This is a genomic window from Actinoplanes sp. NPDC026623, from assembly GCF_040638275.1.
GTDB lineage: Bacteria > Actinomycetota > Actinomycetes > Mycobacteriales > Micromonosporaceae > Actinoplanes.
Genome location: NZ_JBEZXZ010000007.1, coordinates 13,634 through 32,730 on the forward strand (window position 1 = coordinate 13,634; position 19,097 = coordinate 32,730).

Below are 19,097 nucleotides of genomic sequence, written 5' to 3' on the forward strand. Positions count from 1 at the left end.
GAAGGATGGCGCCTACTCAGCCCACGCTCGCCGTCGTCGGGGCCACCGGCTCCGTCGGCACGGTCATGCGTGAGTTGCTCAGCTCGCGCCGCAACGTCTGGGGTGAGATCCGGCTGATCGCGTCCGCGCGGTCGGCCGGCAAGGAGTTGCCCTGCCGGGGCGAGCAACTGGTCGTCCGCGAGCTGACCGCGGACGCCTTCGACGGCGTCGACATCGCCATGTTCGACGTGCCCGACGAGGTGTCGATCGCCTGGGCGCCCGTCGCCGTCGAGCGCGGGGCCACGGTCGTGGACAACTCGTCGGCGTTCCGGATGGATCCGGACGTCCCGCTCGTCGTGCCCGAGGTCAACAAGGACGAGCTGCGGCGCCGCCCGCGCGGCATCGTCTCCAACGCCAACTGCACGACGATGGCCATGATCATGGCGATCGCCCCGCTGCACCACGAGTACGGCCTGCGCGAGCTGGTCCTGGCGTCCTACCAGGCGGTGTCCGGCGCCGGGCAGATCGGCGTTGACACCCTGCACGACCAGCTCAGCAAGGTGGCCGGCGACCGGATGCTGGGCTCGCGGCCCGGCAACGTGCGGCAGGCGATCGGCGACGACCTCGGCCCGTTCACCGCGCCGCTGGCGCTCAACGTGGTCCCGTGGTCGGGCGACCTCGCCGCGGACGGCTGGTCGTCGGAGGAGCTGAAGCTCCGCAACGAGTCCCGCAAGATCCTTCGGCTGCCCGACCTCAAGGTCTCGGCGACCTGCGTACGGGTGCCGGTGGTGACCGGCCACTCGATCGCGGTGCACGCGGTCTTCGGATCGGAGCTGGACGCGGAGGGCGCCCGCCAGGTGCTGCGCAACGCCCCCGGCGTGATCCTCGTCGACGACCCGGAGGCGGGCGAGTACCCGATGCCGATCGACGCGGTCGGCACCGACCCGTCCTGGGTGGGTCGGATCCGCCGGGCGATGGACGACCCGCGCGCGCTGGATCTCTTCATCACGGGCGACAACATGCGCAAGGGCGCGGCGCTGAACACGGTGCAGATCGCCGAGCTGCTGGCGGCGGAGTTCGCCAAGTCGTCCGCCTGAGCCGACAGCGACGCAGGTCCTACCCTCTGTGGCTCCCCCGGGGGCGTTCGGGCCAAGGCCCGGGATTAATTCCTGAAGTTTCTTAACAGATATTGACTCACGTGCCGGACATCTAGTTGAGTCGATACGAATCCCCGCACCTCTCGCACCAGTGCGTCCCCCGACGCACGGAAGGTGAGCCATGTCCAAAAAACGGCTCCTGTCGATCGCGGCAACCATCGGCGTCGCCGTGGTCGGTGCCGCGGCGGCGCTTGTGCCCATGACGGCGTCGAACGCCGCCGAGGCCTGCGTCGCCGCGTACAACAACTCCGCGGTCTACACCGGCAACATGCGCGCCTCCTACAACAGCCACAACTGGACCGCCAAGTGGTGGACCCAGGGCGAGGCGCCGAGCACCGGCGGCTCCGGAGTCTGGGCCGACAACGGCGCGTGCGGCGGCGGCACCACGCCGCCCCCCGGCACCTCCTGCAACTACCCGAACTGGGCGGCGGGCCAGTTCTACCCGGCCGGCTCGATCGTGCGGTACACGAACGGCAACTACTACCGGGCCAAGTACGAGAACCCGGGCTACGACCCGATCATCAGCACCTGGTTCTGGGAGGTCTACAGCTGCAGCGGCGGCGGCACCACCCCGCCGCCCACCGGCGGAACCGGCGGCTTCCCGGTCAGCGAGGCCCAGTTCAACCAGATGTTCCCGAGCCGGATCGGGTTCTACTCGTACGCGGGCCTGATCGATGCGATCAAGAAGTTCCCGGCGTTCACCACCACCGGCAGTGACACGGTGAAGAAGCAGGAGGCCGCGGCGTTCCTGGCGAACGTCAACCACGAGTCCGGCGGCCTGGTCTACGTCGAGGAGATCAACCAGGCGAACTGGCCGCTCTACTGCGACCGCTCCCAGTCGTACGGCTGCCCGGCCGGTCAGTCCGCGTACCACGGTCGCGGGCCGATCCAGCTGAGCTGGAACTTCAACTACAAGGCCGCCGGCGACGCCCTCGGCATCGACCTGCTGAACAACCCCGACCGGGTCAAGAACGAGTCGTCGGTCGCCTACCAGACCGCCGTCTGGTACTGGATGACCCAGCGCGGCCCCGGCACGATGACCCCGCACGAGGCGATGGTCAACGGCCGCGGCTTCGGCGAGACGATCCGCAGCATCAACGGCTCGCTCGAGTGCAACGGCGGCAACCCCGCCCAGGTGCAGAGCCGCGTGGACGCGTACAACCGGTTCGCGGGCATTCTGGGAGTCAGCCCCGGCAGCAACCTTTACTGCTGAGTCTCTCCTGCTGAAACGCGGAGGGTACGGCCGCTCTGGCCGCACCCTCCGCGCTTTGTTTCAAAGGGCGAGTTGCGGACGGGCCGGGACCCCGACGATGGCCGGGCTGACCGAGCGGGCGGGTAGTTGCTGCGGCACGGGGCTGAGCACCAGCATGGACTCGAGCGCGGGCGCGATCGGCCGGCGCTCGTTGATCTGGATCAGGCGTGCCGCCCGGGCCAGCGAGCCGGTCTCGCCGTCGCGGAAACCCTCGCGATAACCCTTCTCGTAGCGTTCGCCGCGTCCGAGGGCACGTCCGATGGCGAAGCAGGACGAGCCGGCGAGGGCCAGAAGGAATAGCAGCGCGAAGGGTGTCACGGCAAGCCTTTCAGCGGATTATTGTCCTATAGCCCGCAAAATAGCTGAAACTGCTCGGCCTTCGGGCAACCCAACTGATCAATGACGCGTACGAGTGACTCCGGGATTTAGGCGGCGGGCGTTACCGGTCGGTCGGCCAGAATCTCCGGCATTTCCGCGGGGTCCACCGGCCGGCACAGGTGATGGCCCTGCCCGTACGAGCAGCCCAGGCGGCGCAGGGCGGCCAGCTGTCCGGCGTTCTCGATGCCCTCGGCGACGACCCGCAGCCCGAGGATGTGCCCGAGGTCGACGATCGTGCGGACCAGCGCCAGATCCTCGACCGTCGACTCCACCCGGTCGACGAACGCGCGGTCGATCTTCAGCTCGTCGACCGGAAGCTCCCGCAGGTACGCGAGCGACGAATATCCGGTGCCGAAGTCGTCTATCGACAGCTGGATGCCCATCTCCCGCAGGCTCGCCAGCGAGGCCAGCGCCGCCTCGGAGTCGTTCATCAGCACCGACTCGGTCAGCTCGAGCGTCACCGCGCTCGCCGGGATCCCGGCCACGGCCAGCGCCCGGGTCACATTCGCGGCGAACTGCCGGTGACGGAGCTGATGGCCGGATACGTTCACGTTGAGCGTGAGATCGGGGTTGGTCCGGCGCCAGGCCGCCCCCTGCGCCGCGCTCGTCTCCAGCACCCACTGGCCGATGTCCGCGATCAGCCCGGACTCCTCGGCGATCGGGATGAAGTCGGTCGGCAGCACCAGGCCGCGGGTCGGGCTGTGCCAGCGGACCAGCGCCTCCACCCCGGCGATCTCGCCCGTATCGAGGCGCACGAGGGGCTGGTACTGCAGCCGGAACTGGTCCTCCTGCATCGCGGACTGCAGGTCGCCGTGCAGGCTCAGGTAGTCGAGCGCCTCGGTGTGCATGTGCGGCTCGTAGACGACGACCTTGCCCGTACCCGCCTTCTTGGCGCGGTACATGGCCAGGTCGGCCTTGTTCAACAGGCCCTTGGAGTTCGCGGACGGCTCCCGGCTGGACGCCACGCCAACGCTCGCGCCGATGAAGACGTCCCGCCCCGAGATCCGGAACGGCTCCTTCACCGCGGCGATCACCCGCTCGCCGATGATGGTCGCGGCCTCGACGGGCGAGTCGCCCAGCAGCACCGCGAACTCGTCGCCGCCGAGCCGGCCGGTGGTGTCGCTGGCCCGGACGCAGCCGCGGATCCGGTCGGCCACCGAGGCCAGCAGCTCGTCGCCGGCCTCGTGGCCGAGGCTGTCGTTGACCGCCTTGAACCGGTCCAGGTCGATGAAGAGCACGCTGGTCGGCTCGGTCGCCTCGCCCCGCGCCGCCAGCACCCGGTTGAAGATCTTCAGGAACAGGCCGCGGTTCGGCAAGCCGGTCACCGGGTCCTGGTGCGCCTCGCGGACCGCTTCGACCGTACGGGCGTCGGTGAGCGCGAGGCTGACCTGCTGGGCGAACGCGGACAGCAGGTCACGCAGGTCGCGGGAGTCGTCCGGCGCGGAGGGCAGCCGGGCCACCAGGCTTCCCGCCATCTCCTCGGTGACCCGCACGGGCGCGGCGACGACAGTGCCGCGCTCCGGATGCCCGGGAACCGCCGGGCGCATGATCACGGTAGAGGTGGCCAGCGCGTCGCGGGCCTCGGTGTGCGGACCCTCGGGGTCGGCGAAGCGATGGTTGCCGGCGCCGAAGGTCGAGGCCACGCTCAGCCGCCGGTCCCGCCCCGCCTCGGCCAGGATCAGGGCCACGGGCACGTCGCCGAGCAGCGAGGCCGTGCTGCTGGTCACGGCGTCCAGGATCTCCGGCATCGACTTGCGGCTGGAGATCTCCCGCTGGATCGTCAGCAGCGACTCGACAAGCAGCCGCCGGGTGTGCGCCTGCTCCAGCAGGGCCAGGCGGTCGGCGGACTCCTGCTCCCGTTCGGCGCGCACGGTCCGCTCGCCGTGCAGCACCCGGATGCTGCGCAGGGCCAGGCCCAGGCCCTGGGCCAGGCCCTCGAGCATCTGCCGGTCCTCGGCGCCGAACTGCCGTTCCGCGCGGGCCATCACCAGCGCGCCGGACAGGTCCGAGCCGAGGGCGCTGGGCACCACGAACAGGTCGCCGACGGCCGGCATCGACAACGCGCCCGCCGACGCGACCACGGCCAGCAGATCCTGGACCGGCGTCTCGGTGCCGAATCCCCAGGCGCCGCGCACCTCGTGGCCGAGCACGACCGCGCCGGCCTCCGCACCGACCATTCCGGCGGCACGTTCGACCGCCACGGCGATCGCCGCGTCCTCGTCGGCCGACGCGGTGACGGCCGTGAAGTACTCGGTGAGCTGATGTGTCGACGAGGCGGCCATCGTCACGCCGGGGCCGGCGTGACGAGGGCGCACACGTGGGACTCGTGACCGGCGGGGAAGCAGCGTCCCGGGGCAGTCTGCATATCCCCCGATTCGGCAGGTTCGTCCGAGACCTGAGTGGGGGCCGGGCCGCCTTCGCCCGCCCGGGCCGGGCCTGACAGGCTGTTGCCTTGTGACTGACTCTGACCTTGCGCGGCAGGTCCGCGACGTGAGCCGCCTGACCGGCGAATTCGTTCTGCGCTCCGGCCGGACCGCCACCGAGTATTTCGACAAGTACCAGTTCGAGGCCGACCCGGTGCTGCTGGACCGGCTCGCCGAGCAGATGGCGGCGCTGATCCCCGAGGGCACCGAGGTGCTGGCCGGCCTCGAGATGGGCGGCATCGCGGTGGTGACGGCCCTGGGCAGGCACGCCAAGCTGCCCTGCGCGTTCGTCCGCAAGGAGGCGAAGAAGTACGGCACGGCCCGCCTGGCCGAGGGCGCGGAGGTCGCCGGCCGCCGGGTGCTGGTGGTCGAGGACGTGGTGACCTCCGGCGGCCAGGTGGTCATCTCCACCGGCGAGCTGCGCAAGCTCGGCGCACACGTCGATCACGCGCTCTGCGTGATCGACCGCCAGGAGGGCGGCGCCGAGGCGCTGGCAGCCGACGGGATCACCCTGCGGGCGCTGCTGACCCGCGCTGATCTGTCATAGCGCGCACCCAGTCGAGGTAGGCGGGATTGCCGCCGACCACCGGCAGGGCCAGCACGCAGGGCACGTCATAGGGGTGCTCGGCGTCGGCCCGCGCGACGATCCGATCGACGAGCGAGGCCCGCGTATGCAACGCGACGCGGGCCTCGGCGTCGTCGTGGACGGCGCCCTCCCAGCGGTAGATGGAGCGGATCGCGGCGCTCTGCTGCCCGCAGGCGGCGAGGCGGTCCTCCACCAGGCGCCGGGTGAAACCGGCGAGCCACTCGGGGTCGGCGGCGGTGATCACAACCTCGCAGACCTGTTCGTCCATCACGCTCGGAGCGTAGTCGCCCGCCTGCGGGATCCCGGTCAGTCGGCGGCCGGGTTCGCGCCGCGCTTGCGGTCGATGTCGCGCAGCACCTCGGGATCCCAGGTCGAGGCATCCCAGTCCGCGCTGGTGACAAGCGTCGGCTTGCCGACCGGCTCGGCCGTCCCGGTCTCGCGCCCGACCCGGGCGCGGACCAGCAGCACGCCGGCGACGAGGACGACGATGCCGCCGATGCGCAGCGCCGCCTCGGTGACGGCCGCGCCGATCAGGGTGGGCGCCTGGCTCGGCAGCGCCCATGCGGAGCCGATCAGCAGGACGCCGGCGATCAGCCCGCCGTATCCGGCGAGGCCGGGCCCGGCGTTCGTCACCCGATGGGCGCTGATGATCCAGACCACGGCGGACACCAGCAGGCCGATGACGCACACCAACGCCACCAGGCCGAGCCCCAGGCTGACGATGGCGATCGAGCTGGTGGCCAGGACGGACGCCTGCGAGTCCAGCTCCCCGCCGGCCTTCACGCCGTCGCGGAGCACCGCGTAGGCGAGGACGTTGGCGATCACCACGATCACCGCGTAGGCCACGGCGAAGCGAACGACCCGGCGGCCGGCCAGGGCGAAGGTCTCCGCCGCCGGGCCGGGCACCGGCAGCCCGGTCCGGCAGGTGTGCGCCTGGCCCGGCCGTTCCAGCGGCGTACCGCAGATCTCACATCGCACGACGACTCCTGGGTCGGCATGGACCGCACATCCGGGTACGCCGAACGGTCCGTGGTGATCAACGGACGCATTGTGCCAGATCGATGCGGGCCGGGCAGCCCCGAGAAGCCCAGGAGGGGCTGACCGGGTCAGCCCTGGGCGGCCGCCGGCTCCTTGAGCTCGGAGCGCAGGATCCAGTGGCCGGCCAGCGGGCCGTCCTTCGCCAGCATGTACTCCTCGCCGTTCCAGATGGCCTTCTCGACCACGTCGAACGTCGTCTGCTTCTCCGGCTTCGCCTTCTGGTCCGCGGTGACCTTGCCGTCGGCGTCGAACGTGTAGCCGACGTAGCGGTGGTCGGCCCGCAGCGCCTGCGCGCGGGGGTAGAAGGGGTAGTCGGCGGCCTGACCCTGCAGGGTCACCGTGCCGACCTTCTCCTGGATCCACCACTCGGCCAGGTCGCCCTCGGTGAAGCGGTACCACAGCCCGGTCTGGCCCTGGATCCGCTCGCGGCGGTCGACCGGCTGGAGGCTGTCGGCGGCCAGCACGACCTTGCGGGAGCCGGTGGTGGCCCCGTCCTTGCCGAACTGCACCGCGGTGTACGTGCCGGCCTTCACCTCGGCCTTGTTGTCCACGGCCGGCGGCGGGAAGTCCGAGGCCAGCTGGTCGGCCATGTGCGCGAACTCGGGGTCGTGGGTGAAGCCGTACATCGTGTAGAGCTGCTTGATGTGGATCTGGTGGTACTTGGTGGAGAACGCGTCCGGGTGCTCCAGGCAGTAGTGGCTCAGCGAGTTTTCGTTGCGGAACCGGGGGAAGTAGTCCTTCACCATGGTCAGGGCGCCCTGGTAGAGCTTCACGGCCCGCTCGTCCTTGGTCAGCCGCCAGTAGTCCCAGAGCCCGAAGGTGGCGAACATGTGGCCGTTGAGGGTGCGGTCGGGCACCTCGCTGGCGTACTCCTCCAGCCACAGGTGGTTCTCGTCGTCGACCCACACGACCCACGGCGACTTGGTGTTGCGCAGCCGCAGGAAGCTGGCGAAGATGCCGTCCGCGGCGTTCTTGTACTGGGTGTCGCCGGTGGCCTCGTAGAGCCGCACGAAGGTGGTCAGCGCCTGGCCCTGCGCCATGGCCGAATACCACGGCGCGATCATCATGTCGGTCTTCTTGCCGTGCAGCGCGAAGTCGAACGGGTACGGCACGTACCACGCCTCGTCGACCTTGACCGCCTCGGTCATCAGCCGCTGAGCGTTGCGCTCGGCCAGGTCCAGATACCACTTGTCCTTGGTGATCTGGTAGCTCTCCAGCAGGTCGATCGCGTAGCTGGCCTGGGACACCGGGTGGTTGTACATCTTGCCGTCGAACGTGCGCATCCGGACGCCGTGCTTGTCGTGGATGCCCTTGTCCTTCTTGGTCACCGGCGCTTCGCGGGCGTAGGGATACTCCTCGCGGGGGAGGTCGTTGATGGCCAGGTCGTGCGCGGCGAAGGTGAACGTCAGCGGACCCAGCGAGACCGGCTTCGAACCCAGGTGTGGCGAATCCCGCATCAGAAACAGCCCGGTCACCGTCGCAAGGATGACGACGAGACCCGCTGCGAGCAGGGCCAACCGTTTACGAGACATGAGCGGAATCCCCTGGGAAGGCAGTCAGAAGCGGTTGCATCGTAGCCGCCCGTTCCGGTGCGAGGCGTCCCACGGTCGTCGAAAAGGTGGAGTGATGTGAGTCATCCACATATCTGCGTGTTCGCGTGACCCGATGCCTGAAAACGGCCGGCGGCGCCTCCCTGGGAGACGCCGCCGGCCGGGCAGGCCGATCCGGGTTACTTGACGGCGACCGCGTCGGTGGCGGCGGCGTTGTTGCGGGTGTTGCTGCCGGCGTAGGAGACCTTCCAGGTGCCGGTCTTGGTGGCGGTGAACGCCTTGCTGTAGGCGCCCTTGCTGTTCGTGGTGGCGACACCCTTGTAGGTGTAGGCGCTCGCGCCCTTCGCCTTGAACCAGACCTTCACCTTCGCGCCCGAGAGCACCTTGCCGTCGATCTTCAGGGTGCCCTTGGCGGTGACCTTCTTGCCCTTCTTCACCGGCTCGGGCGTCGCGTTCAGGGTCAGCTTCGACGGCCGCTTGACGGAGATCACCTTGGCGATGACGTTCGTCATGTCGAGGTCGCCGCTCGCCGGGAGGAGCGCGCCGTAGACCTCGGCCCGGTAGTTGCCCGCGTACTTGCCGCAGATCTTCAGCGAGCCCTTGTAGGTGGTGGTCGTGCCGACCTGGGTGAACGCGACTCCGTCGAAGGGCTCGTCGGCGTGGCCCGGCGCGAAGAAGTCGACGCCGACGCCGCTGAACTTGTAGCCCTCGGTCGGCAGCGCCGCGCTCAGCACCGCGGTGAAGGTGACCTTGGCGGAGCAGCCGGTCGAGCCGCTCAACACGAAGGCGCTCTTGCTGACCGAGACCGACTTCAGCTTGACGGTGGTGGCGGCACGCCGCCCGGTAGCCACGACTATAGAACGGTACCGTATCGGCGTCACCGTCCGAACGGATCATGTAGACGGGTCGTACGTCTACTCCAGGCTCCGTAGTAGTCGGCACCCAGGCCGCCTGGTTTAGAAGTTGTGGTCCGGCCGACCTCTCGTGGGCATGAGCCACAACCCACCCCGGTCGGCACCGCCCCGGATCGTGCTTCTCAGCCTGGCGATCCTCGGCGTGGCGGGCGCCGCGTTCGTCGTGCGGCGGCCGCTCATGATGTCCGCGGCTCAGGACGGCATACTGCGCGCGTGATCCATACTCCTCGGCCGCTCCTCGGCCTCCGCGCGGCGGCCGCCCTCGTGGTGGTCCTGGCTGCCCTGGGATGCACCTCGCCCTCCCGATCCACGAGCGAGGCCACCGGGCCGGACCAGTTGGAGTTCGAGTTCGACCGGATCAACCCGCCCGGACACATGGATCAGACGCTGCTGATCGCCAATTCGGGGACATCGGCCGTCATCCCGACACTCGAAATCACCCCGGTGGACCGCGGCGGCGCGGTGCTGCCGGGAGTCACCGTGAGCACGGCCTTCGGGACCGACCGGGGGAAGGTGGTCGTGCCGGCCCGGAAGACGACAATCGACGTTCTCGCCTTCGCCGGCGACGGCGCGGCGAACGTGGCGGACGTCCGGGTGTCGGTCCAGGAAATGACGACGGTGGCATTTCCGGCCGCGCCGCAGGACGTGGTGGTGGAGGCGGTCGATGCCGCCGGGCAGTCGACGAGCAAGTTCAGCACGTTCGACGCGGTCGCCCTCGCCAATCCGAACAGCGAGAAGGTCTCGGTCGGGGTGGTGTGCATGCTCTGGGGAGAGTCACCCGACGGCCAGCCGCAACAGGTGCACGAGGTCATACCGGTCGGCTTCACCTCGATCGCTCGGAACGGGTCCGCCACCATCCGCGCCACCGGCGATGCGAAAAACGGCTGCGGCAGCCTCAAGGCATTCTTCTCCCCGCCGGCATAGCAGGCCGCCACGGCACGTGGCGCCGGCAAGACCAGCGGAGCGCAGAACTCGGGGGCCGCGGGCGCTACCGTGCGTGACGACGCCCATCGATCTTCCGCACGACCGTATCGCCAAGCGTCTCGAAGAGATCAGGGCGCAGGAGCGGCAACTCGACCGGGAGGCGGCCGCATAATCGTCCCCGGCCGACAGCCTGGAGCAGTCCGTTGTGCGCCGTCGGCGGGGCGGCGCCGTTCCCGAGATGTTCCGCTTGCCTTCGGATGGCAAGCTCCTGTCCCGTGATCGACGATTTCGCGAGGGACTGCCCGCACGGCCCGCTCAAGGCCGGCCGGGAGGCGCCGTTCCGCAAGCTCGACGGCCTGTCCGAGCACGACAAGGGTCGCCAGTGAGGGCGGTCATCGTCGCGGCCGCCGTCGCGTTCATCATCTCCCTGCTCGGCACGCCGGTGGCGATCCGGGTCTTCACCGCGCTCAAGGCCGGCCAGCCGATCCGCTCCATCGGGCTCGCCTCGAACCAGGGCAAGAAGGGCACACCCGCGATGGGCGGCGTCGTGTTCATCGTGGCGACCGTCCTCGCCTACGTCGCCGGGCACTTCGCCCTGACGACGCTGCCGGAACGGCAGATCGCGCAGGAGGGGCCGAGCATGACGGCGCTCGTCCTGCTCGGCCTGTTCGTCTTCTGTGGTGCGGTCGGCTTCCTCGACGACTATCTGAAGGTGCGCCGGCGCAACTCCGACGGGCTGTCGGCCAAGGGCAAGCTGCTCGGCCAGGCGATCGTCGGCGGCGGGTTCGGCATCGCCGCGCTCTACACGGTCAGCACCAACGGCGAGACGGTGGCCAGCGAGCACATCTCGCTCATCCGCGATATCAGCTGGCTCGACGTCGGCAAGGTCGGCTCGGTGCTGGTGTTCGTCTTCGTGATCACGGCGATGTCGAACGGCGTGAACCTCACCGACGGCCTCGACGGCCTGGCCACCGGGGCGTCGATCCTGGTGCTCGGCGCGTACTCGCTGATCGGCTTCTGGCAGTACCGGCACTGGTGCGCCGACGACACGTACGTCCGCGCGAGCGAATACTGCTATCAGGTCCGGGATCCCCTCGAGATCGCCATGATCGCGGCCGCGGCTGCCGCTGCCTGCGTGGGCTTCCTGTGGTGGAACACGTCCCCGGCGCGGATCTTCATGGGTGACGTTGGCTCGCTCGGGCTCGGCGGCCTGATCGGCGGGCTCGCCGTGGCGACCCGCACCACCCTGCTCTCGATCCTGATCGGCGGGCTCTTCGTCCTCATCACGGTGACCTGGGTGATCCAGATCGTCTCGTTCCGGACCACCGGGAGGCGTGTCTTCCGGATGGTGCCGCTGCACCACCACTTCGAGCTGGCCGGGTGGAGCGAGGTCAACATCGTGGTGCGGTTCTGGATCGTGGCCGGCGTCTGCGTTGCGGTCGGCCTGGGCTTGTTCTACTCGGACTTCCTGGCAGCCGTCGGATAGCAGTCAGGCGCGGGTCGCCGGCGTTTCAACCGGCACCATCTCCAACGCCGCACTTACACGCGCGGAAAGCACTCGCGCCCCGTTCCGGCCGTCGTCCTGGACCGGCTTCTGGAAGCTCGCCGGAAGCAGGTCGGGGAGTGAGACCTCAAGATCTACTCCGAGATCACTCCCAGAGTCCCTCAGTTGTGTGCAGACGGAGCTGCTGAACCGCAAGAAGTGGAAGACCCGCATCGAGCTGGCCAACGCGATCTTCGACTACCTCGAAATCTTCCACAACCGGCAACGCCGCCATAGCTTCCTGGGCATGCTCACACCCAACGAATATGAAAGCCTGCACTTCACCATATCCGCCGCATAGAACCAGCCGTCACGGCTCCACAAACCCGGGGAACATCACTTCCGAACCACGCCGGGGCCGTGCCTGAGCGGCAGGCCGCGATCCGGGACAAGATCATGGCCGGCATCACCGCGAAGCGACATCTCAACCCGGTCCGTAGGGACCGCAGCTACCCGCGCGTGGTCAAACGTGCCCGGCACAACTCTTACCGGGTGAAACGTCGAACCGACGTCGGGACCCGCCACGCTCGGCCCGCGACCATCAAACTGGCCAACGCGTTACCACTACTGGCCCTCGCCGCGTGACACCACAGCCACAGCGCCCCAGCCCACCACCATAATCAACTTAAGCTAAGTGGCATTGTTCGAGGTGCAGTCTCGAACGTCGCGCAACACACCGGCCAGCCGTCGCCCTGGTCGTGGACCGCACCGCACATTCCCGCAGTCTCGAAATACGTCCCAAATCGGGCAAAGAAGATAATTAGTGCGAAGATGCAATATATGATGCACGGTCATTGACCGCCATCACGGTGGGCGTTAGCCTCATTTGGCGGGAAATTCGGCAATAATCCAGGCGGCAATTAGGGCCTTGATTGGGTGCGAATCTTCCCGACTGTTCAGCCGAGGTATTCGGCGTCGTCGTCTCTTTAAAGGAAAAAGGAAAACAGTGAAGCGTAGGGATACCAAGTTGCGGTCACGGCTGGTCGCCGCCGCAACTATCGCGGTCGCCGCTAGCGGTGCCGCTGTAGTGCTGTCCGGAGCGCCGGCCCTGGCTGACCCGCTCCCGGCAAACTGCAAGAGCCGTTTACCTTCACAAGAAGCGATGGATGCCGAAGCATGGTGTGTCGGCGGCAGCTCTGGCCAATTCCGGATCGCACTTCATTGCGACCGGGCCTTGCTACCCGGGACGTACTGGAAGTATGGACCTTGGAGAAATGTTACGAGTAGTGATAGGAGTTATGCCGTGTGCAGCGGCCCCGACTATTACATGAGCCACCACATCGAATATCGCTAAACTCGCGAATCGGGCACGGCATGGGGAAACGAACCGAGAGCAATCCCGGCACCGGGCCCCATGCCGACTTGGCTCACCGATTTGACCTTACCCGTCATCTTCGCCTCTACAGAGGCCGCTCACCTTCGCGAATCCCCAGTTCAGAAGCCTGCATTCAGCTTGTGCTTTAACCCGTGCGGCGGGGCTTGGCGCCCTTCTGGTGGTGGGCCGGTCGTTGATGCGCCTGGCCGTGACCAGCATGAGTCCGACGTCGTGACGGGTCGCGGTGTGTCGGTTGCGGGACCGGGCGGCCGTCCGGGGCCGGGATGGCTTGGTTTCGGTGCACGTGCTGGCGAGGCGCTGCTCGCGCGGAGGTTCCGAAACCCGCGCCGCACTCGGGCCGGCGTGGGGTCGCCGAAGGCGAACTCACCACCATGTTTGGCGGGCCGGCCGCCCTGCGGCTGGTAGACCCGCGGCGGGGTGGCACGGCGCAGTACCCGGTCCGAGCGCATCCGGCCGAGGATTTCCACGGGGAGATCACGCAGTAGCCAGGCGATGCGCGGGGCCTCGTAGCCGGCGTCCAGCACGATCAGGATGTCGCGGACCCCGGCACGCCACTGCCCGGCGTCGATGAGCCGGTTGACGAGCTGCCGGATCTGCGCGCACGTGATCGTGGTGAGGTCCGCGCCCGGCGGCCGCCGCACCGCGTCCAGCAGCGCGGTCCACGAGGTCCGGCCGGTCTCCAGCGCGGCGATGAACGAGTACGGCCAGCCCGGGATCATGCGGTGTTCGTCCTTGCCGCGCCCGTAGGTATGGCAGAACGAGCGCTGTGGACTACAGGCACCGTCCGGGCGCAGCCACGGCGAGACGTCCACGGCAAGCACCAGGCGCAGGGTGGGCTTGCGCCGCACTGGCGACGGACGGGCTTCGCGACCTGGCTGTCCATCCCGCTGCCTCGGGCCGGTATCCGCGTGTCGCACCGCACGACCCGCGGCCGGTCCCGGTGCTCGGCGAGCCCTGGCCAGGGTGCCTGCTCGCGGTCGCGGTGCCGCGCAGAGAGCCGACGCCTGCTGGGTGCCGATCGCCTCGGGGCTGACGCCGCACGGCCTGCGGCACAGCGACAAGACGCAGATGCAGGAGCTCGGAGTCCCGGCCGTTCTTCAGGACGGCCGGATGGGGCACTTCGACGGCTCGGTCCAGGCGCGCTACTCACATGTCACGCCGGCCATGCGACTTCAGTTCCTCGCCCAACTGACGGGGCTGTGGGAGGCCGCCTTGGACGCGCGGCTCGCGATGACGCCGCACTCCCCGGTCGTCGTGCTGGACCGGCTGCTGGAAGCTCGCCGGAAGCAGGTCGGGGAGTGAGACATCAAGATCCACTCCCGGATCACTCCCAGAGGTGGGTCAGGCAAACAAATCAGGGCCGGTCCTCCGCGTGGAGGACCAGCCCTGAGCTGGTGTTTCTAAGGGTCGGGGTGGCCGGATTTGAACCGACGGCCTCTTCGTCCCGAACGAAGCGCGCTACCAAGCTGCGCCACACCCCGAGCGTGCTCAGCAATACTAGCCGACGCCCCGGCGGTCGCGAAATCGGTATCCCTTGCCGGTGAGTCCGCAGGTCAGCGCGGTGTCAGCGTCAGAATCGTGGCCTCCGGGCGGCAGGCGAATCGGATCGGGGCGGTCGGGTGGGTGCCCAGGCCCGCCGACACGTGGAGCCAGGCTTCCGAGCCGGGCCAGCGGTGCAGGCCCTTGGCCATCGAGTGCGGGAGGTCGCAGTTCGTGGTGAGGGCTCCGTAGCCGGGCACGCAGACCTGGCCGCCGTGGGTGTGGCCGGCCAGCATGAGGTTGAAGCCGTCGGCGGCCATCGCGTCCAGGACGCGCGAGGCCGGGGTGTGGGTCACGCCGATGTGCAGGTCGGCGCCGGAGTTGATCGGGCCGGCCACCGAGGGGTAGTCGTCCTTTTCGATGTGGGGGTCGTCGACGCCGGCGAGTTCGATCGAGCGGCCGCCGGCCTTCACGATGGTCCTCGCGTTGTTCAGGTCCGCCCAGCCGGCCTCGACGAAGGCCGCGCGGAGGTCCTCGGCGGGCAGGTCGACGCCCTGCTGGTATTCGCGGTCCGGGAGCAGGTACTGCAGGGGGTTCTTCCAGATCGGGCCGCGGTAGTCGTTCGAGCCGAAGACGAAGGCGCCGGGGAGGCCGAGGAACGGGTCCAGGGCGCGCAGGACGGCGGGGATGGCGTCGGGGGCGGCCATGTTGTCGCCGGTGACGACCACCAGGTCGGGGTCGGTGCCGCCGAGGGCGGCCACCCAGTCCTGCTTGCGGCGCTGGTCCGGCATCATGTGCAGGTCCGAAATGTGCAGGATGCGCAGGGGTTCGGCGTCCGGTTCCAGCACCGGTACGTCGAAGCGGCGCAGGGTGAACATGTTGCGTTCGACCAGGGAGGCGTAGGCGAAGGTGGCGCCGCCGACGGCGGTGAGGCCGGCGGCCAGGGCGATAAAGGAGCGCTTGCGCATGACGGCCAGAGTAGTTTGATCGTCCATGGGAACGCTGAAAGACCGCCTGAAGGATGACCTGCACACCGCCATGAAGGGTCGTGACGAGCTGACCACGTCGACGCTGCGGATGGCTTTGACTGCCGTGCGTAATGCCGAGACGGCCGGCGACGCCGCGAAGGTTCTCAGCGACGACGAGGTGCTCGCCGTGCTGGGCAAGGAGGCGAAGAAGCGCCGCGAGGCCGCGAACGCCTTCGCCGGCGCCGGGCGCACCGATCAGGCCGCGAAGGAGAACGCCGAGGGCGAGATCCTGGACCGCTACCTGCCGGCGCAGCTCACCGACGAGGAGATCGACGGGCTGGTCGCGGAGGCGCTGCGGGCGGGTGGCTTCGCCGGCAAGGCGCAGATGGGGCCCGCGATGAAGGCGGCACAGGCGGCGGTCGACGGCCGGGCCGAGGGCGGCCGGGTCGCCGCGGCCGTGCGCAGGCAGCTTGGCTGAGGCGCGCCACCATCCGGTGGTGGAAACGAAGCGGGCGGGTCACCCGGAGGTGACCCGCCCGCGTTGTCATCGGCGGCGTGGCGGCTTCGGCTTTTCCGCGTCTCCCGGGTCGTCGGGTTTCTTGCCCGAGCCCTTGCTGATCTCGATGCTGACGTAGCCGCCCTTGATGGTCCGGCCGCTCGGGTTGGTGCCCGCGGCCGTGCCCTTCGGGCACTGGGACTCGACCTCGTTGTTGCTGACCGAGGCGCTGAAGCCGGCGCTCTCGACCCGGGCCACCGCGCCCGCGAGGGTCGCGCAGGTCACGTCCGGGATGGAGCGCTGGTCGCCTTCCGCGATCTTCCTGCTGCTGGGCCTCTTGAACTGGATCTTCGGCGTGCCCTTGAGGATGTCGCCCATCGTGTTCCAGACCGCGGGGTTCACGATGCCGTGCGACATCTGGTCCTTGTGGTTCTGGTAGTCCGGGTTGACCAGGTAGCCGGCGATCGTCAGCGAGCTGCTGCCGATGATCAGCGCGGCGGTCTTCGAGTTGTCGGTCGTGCCGGACTTGCCGTAGATCGGGTGCCGGATCGTCGCGTGGGCCTGCGCCGCCGTGCGGCTGCCGCCGCAGCTGCCGAGCTGCGCGGTGTCGCCGACCGGGCAGCGGGCGGCGTCGAGGGCCGCGCGGGCCACGTCCTTGGAGGTGGCCCGGATGCAGTGCGGCTTGCCGACGTCGATCTTCTCGCCACCCTTCGACGTGATCTGCTGCACCGGGGTCGGCGCGCAGTACATGCCGTCGCCGGCGAGGGTCGCGTACGCGTTCGCCATCTCCAGCGGGGTCGACGACGAGACGCCGAGGGTGAAGGCGCCCCACTGGTGTGCCGAGGCCTTGTTGGAGGCGAGCTGGGCGTCGGTGCTCGTCCGGAACTGCACGCCGAAGCGCTGGGCCACGTCGACGACCTTCTCGGCGCCGACGCGTTCCTGCAGCGGTACGAAGAAGGTGTTGATCGAGCGGCTGAAGCCCGTCCACATGTTGGTGACGCCGCCGGCTCCGCCGCCCGCGTTGCTCGGGCAGTAGTAGATGCCGTTGCAGGTGGACCGGCCGGGGCCGATGCGGTACTTCGAGACGTACTTGGCGGGGGCGTTGATCGAGTATGCGAGCGGGTAGCCGTTTTCCAGCGCGGCGACGATGGTGAATATCTTGAACACCGAGCCGGCCTGGTAGCCGGTGATGTCGCCGCCGCCGGTGAGCAGCGGGTTGGTCGTGTTCGGGTACGTGCCGCGGATCTTCTTCCTCGCCTTGCGCGGGTCCGAGGAGATCTTGTTCTTCGGGTTGTCGGGGTTGTCCAGCTTGAACCGGCGGTTCGCCGCGAGGACGCGCACCCGGCCGGTGCCGGGCTGGATGCCGGCGAGCAGCAGCGCGTTCTTGTTCTTCTCCGAGATGTGCTCGCTGATGTTCTTGCGGGCCGCCTGCTGCCCCTTGATGTCCATCGACGTCTGGATGCGGTAGCCGCCGCTCTTCAGGCGCCGCTCACGGTCGTACGTGGTCGCGCCGAAGGCGTCCTGGCTGAGCCACCAGCGGTAGAAGTAGTCGCAGAAGAAGCCCCAGCTGTTCTTCGCCACGGACACGCAGCCGTTGCCGGGCCGCTTGACCGTGCGGCTGATCTTCGTCGCGGTCGCCTTGCGGGCCTCGGCCGGGGTGATGAGGCCGAGGTCCTTCATGTCGTTGATGACGTAGTTGCGGCGGTCGAGCGCCTGCGGGTAGCCGCTGGCGGTCGTGGGGTTGAACGCGGTGGGCGCCTTCACCATGCTGGCCAGCAGGGCGGACTCGGCGACCGTCAGATCCTTGGGCTTCTTGCTGAAGTACACCTGGCTGGCGGCGTAGACGCCGTAGGCACCGTTTCCGAAGGGCGCGGCGTTCAGGTAGCCCTCAAGGATCTTGGCCTTGTTCAGCTCCTTCTCGATCTGCATCGCGTACTTCATCTCGGTGATCTTGCGCTTGGGCGTGTCCTTGGTGGCGTCGACGACCTCTTGGGGGCTGGTCGCCGAGTAGGCCAGGGTCATCCGGACCAGCTGCATGGTCAGCGTCGAGGCGCCCTGCTGGGACTTGCCGCTCTTGTTGCTGACGATCGCGCGGGCGACACCCTTCAGGTCGACGCCGTTGTGCTTGTAGAACTCGTGGTCCTCGGCCGCGATGATCGCGTTCTGCATGTTCTTGGAGATGTCCTTCAGCGGGGCGTCGCTGCGGAACTCGTCGTAGAACACCGAAATCTGCGTCTTGTTGTCGGACGCGAAGATCCGCGTGATCTGCGGTGCCGTCGCCTGCCTGAGCTCGCTGGGCAGGCTGGCGAAGGTCTCGCCGCCGGCCTTTGCCGCCAGGCCGGACATGGCGACCGCGGGGAACGCGGCGGCGGCGACGACAACGCCCGCGAGCAGGCCACAGATAAGCAGCGAGGTCGCGTTCGCGAAGATGTTGTGATCGCGTCTGCGCATCCAGGAGGTCACCTGAGCAGGGTACGCGAATAACGCACGTGAACGCGTGTCGAGAAGGTTGCGATTCGCCCAGAATGAGTCTCCTCCATCCGGAGCGCAAGTGTGGCGATTCCCGGGAACTTCCCCAAAATTTCTTACTGTCCGGTAGGCCCTGGATGCCCGGAAATACCGAGGTATACGTTTTTGAGGGACAACGTTGCGTAATTGCCTGACTACAGAGCATGATGATCCGGCGAGCTATCGCACGACGTCTGCGCGACTTGGGGGACATGGGCGCTCAGATGTCAGGGGGAAGCAAGGGGGGACGTGGACAGATGGGAATGATCAGCGACTGGCCCAGCATGGCGGCGTGTCAGAGTGGCGACCCTGACGCACTCTTCGTGCAGGGCGCCGAGCAGAACGTGGCGAAGAGGATCTGCCGCAGCTGCCCGGTCCGCTACGAGTGCCTTGCCGACGCACTGGACAACCGGATCGAGTTCGGCGTCTGGGGAGGCATGACCGAGCGGGAACGCCGCGCACTGCTGCGCCGGCACCCGCACGTGGCGAGCTGGCGGAAGATGTTCGAAGCCGCGCTTCGCGAGAAGGGCGCCGACAAGGTACTCGTCTCCACCCGCTGATCCATT

At 68.5% G+C, this 19,097-nt stretch carries 17 protein-coding genes, 1 tRNA gene and 3 pseudogenes; 11 read left to right on the plus strand and 10 right to left on the minus strand.

Features of this window, described 5'->3' with window-relative positions; all coding sequences use genetic code 11:
• Positions 1–5: 5 nt before the first annotated feature.
• Both AB0F10_RS03535 and AB0F10_RS03540 read left to right on the plus strand, forming a co-directional pair.
• Positions 6–1,076 (plus strand): aspartate-semialdehyde dehydrogenase, encoded by a 1,071-nt coding sequence (locus AB0F10_RS03535; RefSeq protein ID WP_360620225.1) that lies wholly within the window; start codon positions 6–8, stop codon positions 1,074–1,076.
• 181 nt (positions 1,077–1,257) lie between these two features.
• Positions 1,258–2,349, plus strand: coding sequence for a glycoside hydrolase family 19 protein (locus AB0F10_RS03540; RefSeq protein WP_360620226.1), 1,092 nt, complete (start codon positions 1,258–1,260; stop codon positions 2,347–2,349).
• A gap of 60 nt (positions 2,350–2,409) precedes the next feature.
• On the opposite strand, the gene AB0F10_RS03545 is transcribed toward AB0F10_RS03540, so the two are convergent.
• Both AB0F10_RS03545 and AB0F10_RS03550 read right to left on the minus strand, forming a co-directional pair.
• Entirely contained in the window at positions 2,410–2,706 is a 297-nt protein-coding gene (locus AB0F10_RS03545) for a hypothetical protein (protein WP_360620227.1), read from the minus strand.
• A 107-nt stretch (positions 2,707–2,813) separates the two neighbouring features.
• Positions 2,814–5,081, minus strand: a complete 2,268-nt coding sequence (locus tag AB0F10_RS03550) for an EAL domain-containing protein (protein ID WP_360620228.1) — start codon at positions 5,079–5,081, stop codon at positions 2,814–2,816.
• A gap of 139 nt (positions 5,082–5,220) precedes the next feature.
• Between AB0F10_RS03550 and pyrE the strand changes: the two genes are divergently transcribed.
• Positions 5,221–5,736 carry an orotate phosphoribosyltransferase gene (gene pyrE / locus AB0F10_RS03555; protein ID WP_360620229.1) on the plus strand — a complete coding sequence of 172 codons (516 nt, stop codon included), beginning with the start codon at positions 5,221–5,223 and terminating at the stop codon, positions 5,734–5,736.
• Here pyrE and cutA read toward each other — a convergent pair.
• The 4 genes from cutA to AB0F10_RS03575 all read right to left on the minus strand — a co-directional run bounded on the left by cutA (position 5,696) and on the right by AB0F10_RS03575 (position 9,214).
• The gene (cutA, locus tag AB0F10_RS03560) at positions 5,696–6,043 is read right to left on the minus strand and encodes a divalent-cation tolerance protein CutA (RefSeq protein WP_360620292.1); all 348 of its coding nucleotides are present in this window, start codon (positions 6,041–6,043) and stop codon (positions 5,696–5,698) included. The genes pyrE and cutA overlap by 41 nt on opposite strands.
• 38 nt (positions 6,044–6,081) lie before the next feature.
• Positions 6,082–6,753: a hypothetical protein gene (locus AB0F10_RS03565; protein WP_360620230.1), complete on the minus strand. Its 672-nt coding sequence runs from the start codon at positions 6,751–6,753 to the stop codon at positions 6,082–6,084.
• 128 nt (positions 6,754–6,881) lie between these two features.
• Positions 6,882–8,288: a D-glucuronyl C5-epimerase family protein gene (locus tag AB0F10_RS03570; RefSeq protein ID WP_360620231.1), complete on the minus strand. Its 1,407-nt coding sequence runs from the start codon at positions 8,286–8,288 to the stop codon at positions 6,882–6,884.
• 254 nt (positions 8,289–8,542) lie between these two features.
• Complete coding sequence (locus AB0F10_RS03575; RefSeq protein WP_360620232.1) at positions 8,543–9,214, minus strand: hypothetical protein; 672 nt, start codon at positions 9,212–9,214, stop codon at positions 8,543–8,545.
• 139 nt (positions 9,215–9,353) lie between these two features.
• Here AB0F10_RS03575 and AB0F10_RS03580 point away from each other — a divergent pair, with 139 nt between their 5' ends.
• The 5 genes and pseudogenes from AB0F10_RS03580 to AB0F10_RS03600 all read left to right on the plus strand — a co-directional run bounded on the left by AB0F10_RS03580 (position 9,354) and on the right by AB0F10_RS03600 (position 12,329).
• Positions 9,354–9,494: a hypothetical protein gene (locus tag AB0F10_RS03580; protein WP_360620233.1), complete on the plus strand. Its 141-nt coding sequence runs from the start codon at positions 9,354–9,356 to the stop codon at positions 9,492–9,494.
• Positions 9,491–10,201 carry a hypothetical protein gene (locus tag AB0F10_RS03585; protein ID WP_360620234.1) on the plus strand — a complete coding sequence of 237 codons (711 nt, stop codon included), beginning with the start codon at positions 9,491–9,493 and terminating at the stop codon, positions 10,199–10,201. Before AB0F10_RS03580 ends, AB0F10_RS03585 begins: the two co-directional genes overlap by 4 nt.
• Positions 10,202–10,583: 382 nt before the next feature.
• On the plus strand, positions 10,584–11,687 hold the full coding sequence (gene mraY, locus AB0F10_RS03590; protein WP_360620235.1) for a phospho-N-acetylmuramoyl-pentapeptide-transferase: 1,104 nt from the start codon (positions 10,584–10,586) through the stop codon (positions 11,685–11,687).
• 163 nt (positions 11,688–11,850) lie between these two features.
• Positions 11,851–12,045: pseudogene (locus tag AB0F10_RS03595) on the plus strand (IS3 family transposase); the annotation flags it as partial.
• 59 nt (positions 12,046–12,104) lie between these two features.
• Positions 12,105–12,329 carry a hypothetical protein gene (locus tag AB0F10_RS03600; protein WP_360620236.1) on the plus strand — a complete coding sequence of 75 codons (225 nt, stop codon included), beginning with the start codon at positions 12,105–12,107 and terminating at the stop codon, positions 12,327–12,329.
• A gap of 875 nt (positions 12,330–13,204) precedes the next feature.
• Here the strand turns inward: AB0F10_RS03600 and AB0F10_RS03605 are convergent.
• Positions 13,205–13,907: pseudogene (locus tag AB0F10_RS03605) on the minus strand (transposase); the annotation flags it as partial.
• Between AB0F10_RS03605 and AB0F10_RS03610 the strand changes: the two are divergent.
• A pseudogene (locus AB0F10_RS03610) lies at positions 13,905–14,382 on the plus strand (LacI family transcriptional regulator); the annotation flags it as partial. The pseudogenes AB0F10_RS03605 and AB0F10_RS03610 sit on opposite strands and share 3 nt — an antisense overlap.
• Before the next feature lie 105 nt (positions 14,383–14,487).
• Here the strand turns inward: AB0F10_RS03610 and AB0F10_RS03615 are convergent.
• A tRNA-Pro gene (locus AB0F10_RS03615) sits at positions 14,488–14,561 on the minus strand.
• A 72-nt stretch (positions 14,562–14,633) separates the two neighbouring features.
• Positions 14,634–15,527, minus strand: coding sequence for a metallophosphoesterase (locus tag AB0F10_RS03620; protein ID WP_360620237.1), 894 nt, complete (start codon positions 15,525–15,527; stop codon positions 14,634–14,636).
• Positions 15,528–15,552: 25 nt separating this feature from the next.
• On the opposite strand from AB0F10_RS03620, the gene AB0F10_RS03625 reads away from it, so the two are divergent.
• On the plus strand, positions 15,553–16,005 hold the full coding sequence (locus tag AB0F10_RS03625; protein ID WP_360620238.1) for a GatB/YqeY domain-containing protein: 453 nt from the start codon (positions 15,553–15,555) through the stop codon (positions 16,003–16,005).
• A 66-nt stretch (positions 16,006–16,071) separates the two neighbouring features.
• On the opposite strand, the gene AB0F10_RS03630 is transcribed toward AB0F10_RS03625, so the two are convergent.
• A complete protein-coding gene (locus AB0F10_RS03630) occupies positions 16,072–18,474 on the minus strand; it encodes a transglycosylase domain-containing protein (protein ID WP_360620239.1) in 2,403 nt (800 codons plus the stop codon).
• A 314-nt stretch (positions 18,475–18,788) separates the two neighbouring features.
• Here AB0F10_RS03630 and AB0F10_RS03635 point away from each other — a divergent pair, with 314 nt between their 5' ends.
• The gene (locus tag AB0F10_RS03635) at positions 18,789–19,091 is read left to right on the plus strand and encodes a WhiB family transcriptional regulator (protein ID WP_041832981.1); all 303 of its coding nucleotides are present in this window, start codon (positions 18,789–18,791) and stop codon (positions 19,089–19,091) included.
• Positions 19,092–19,097: the final 6 nt, after the last annotated feature.

Excerpts from the sequence above, each read along its gene's own strand:
- AB0F10_RS03635 (WP_041832981.1), top strand. The coding sequence starts at position 18,789 with ATGGGAATGATCAGCGACTGGCCCAGCATGGCGGCGTGTCAGAGTGGC.
- AB0F10_RS03535 (WP_360620225.1), top strand. The coding sequence starts at position 6 with ATGGCGCCTACTCAGCCCACGCTCGCCGTCGTCGGGGCCACCGGCTCC.
- cutA (WP_360620292.1), bottom strand. The coding sequence starts at position 6,043 with ATGGACGAACAGGTCTGCGAGGTTGTGATCACCGCCGCCGACCCCGAG.
- AB0F10_RS03540 (WP_360620226.1), top strand. The coding sequence starts at position 1,258 with ATGTCCAAAAAACGGCTCCTGTCGATCGCGGCAACCATCGGCGTCGCC.
- AB0F10_RS03625 (WP_360620238.1), top strand. The coding sequence starts at position 15,553 with ATGGGAACGCTGAAAGACCGCCTGAAGGATGACCTGCACACCGCCATG.
- AB0F10_RS03620 (WP_360620237.1), bottom strand. The coding sequence starts at position 15,527 with ATGCGCAAGCGCTCCTTTATCGCCCTGGCCGCCGGCCTCACCGCCGTC.
- AB0F10_RS03630 (WP_360620239.1), bottom strand. The coding sequence starts at position 18,474 with ATGCGCAGACGCGATCACAACATCTTCGCGAACGCGACCTCGCTGCTT.
- AB0F10_RS03580 (WP_360620233.1), top strand. The coding sequence starts at position 9,354 with ATGAGCCACAACCCACCCCGGTCGGCACCGCCCCGGATCGTGCTTCTC.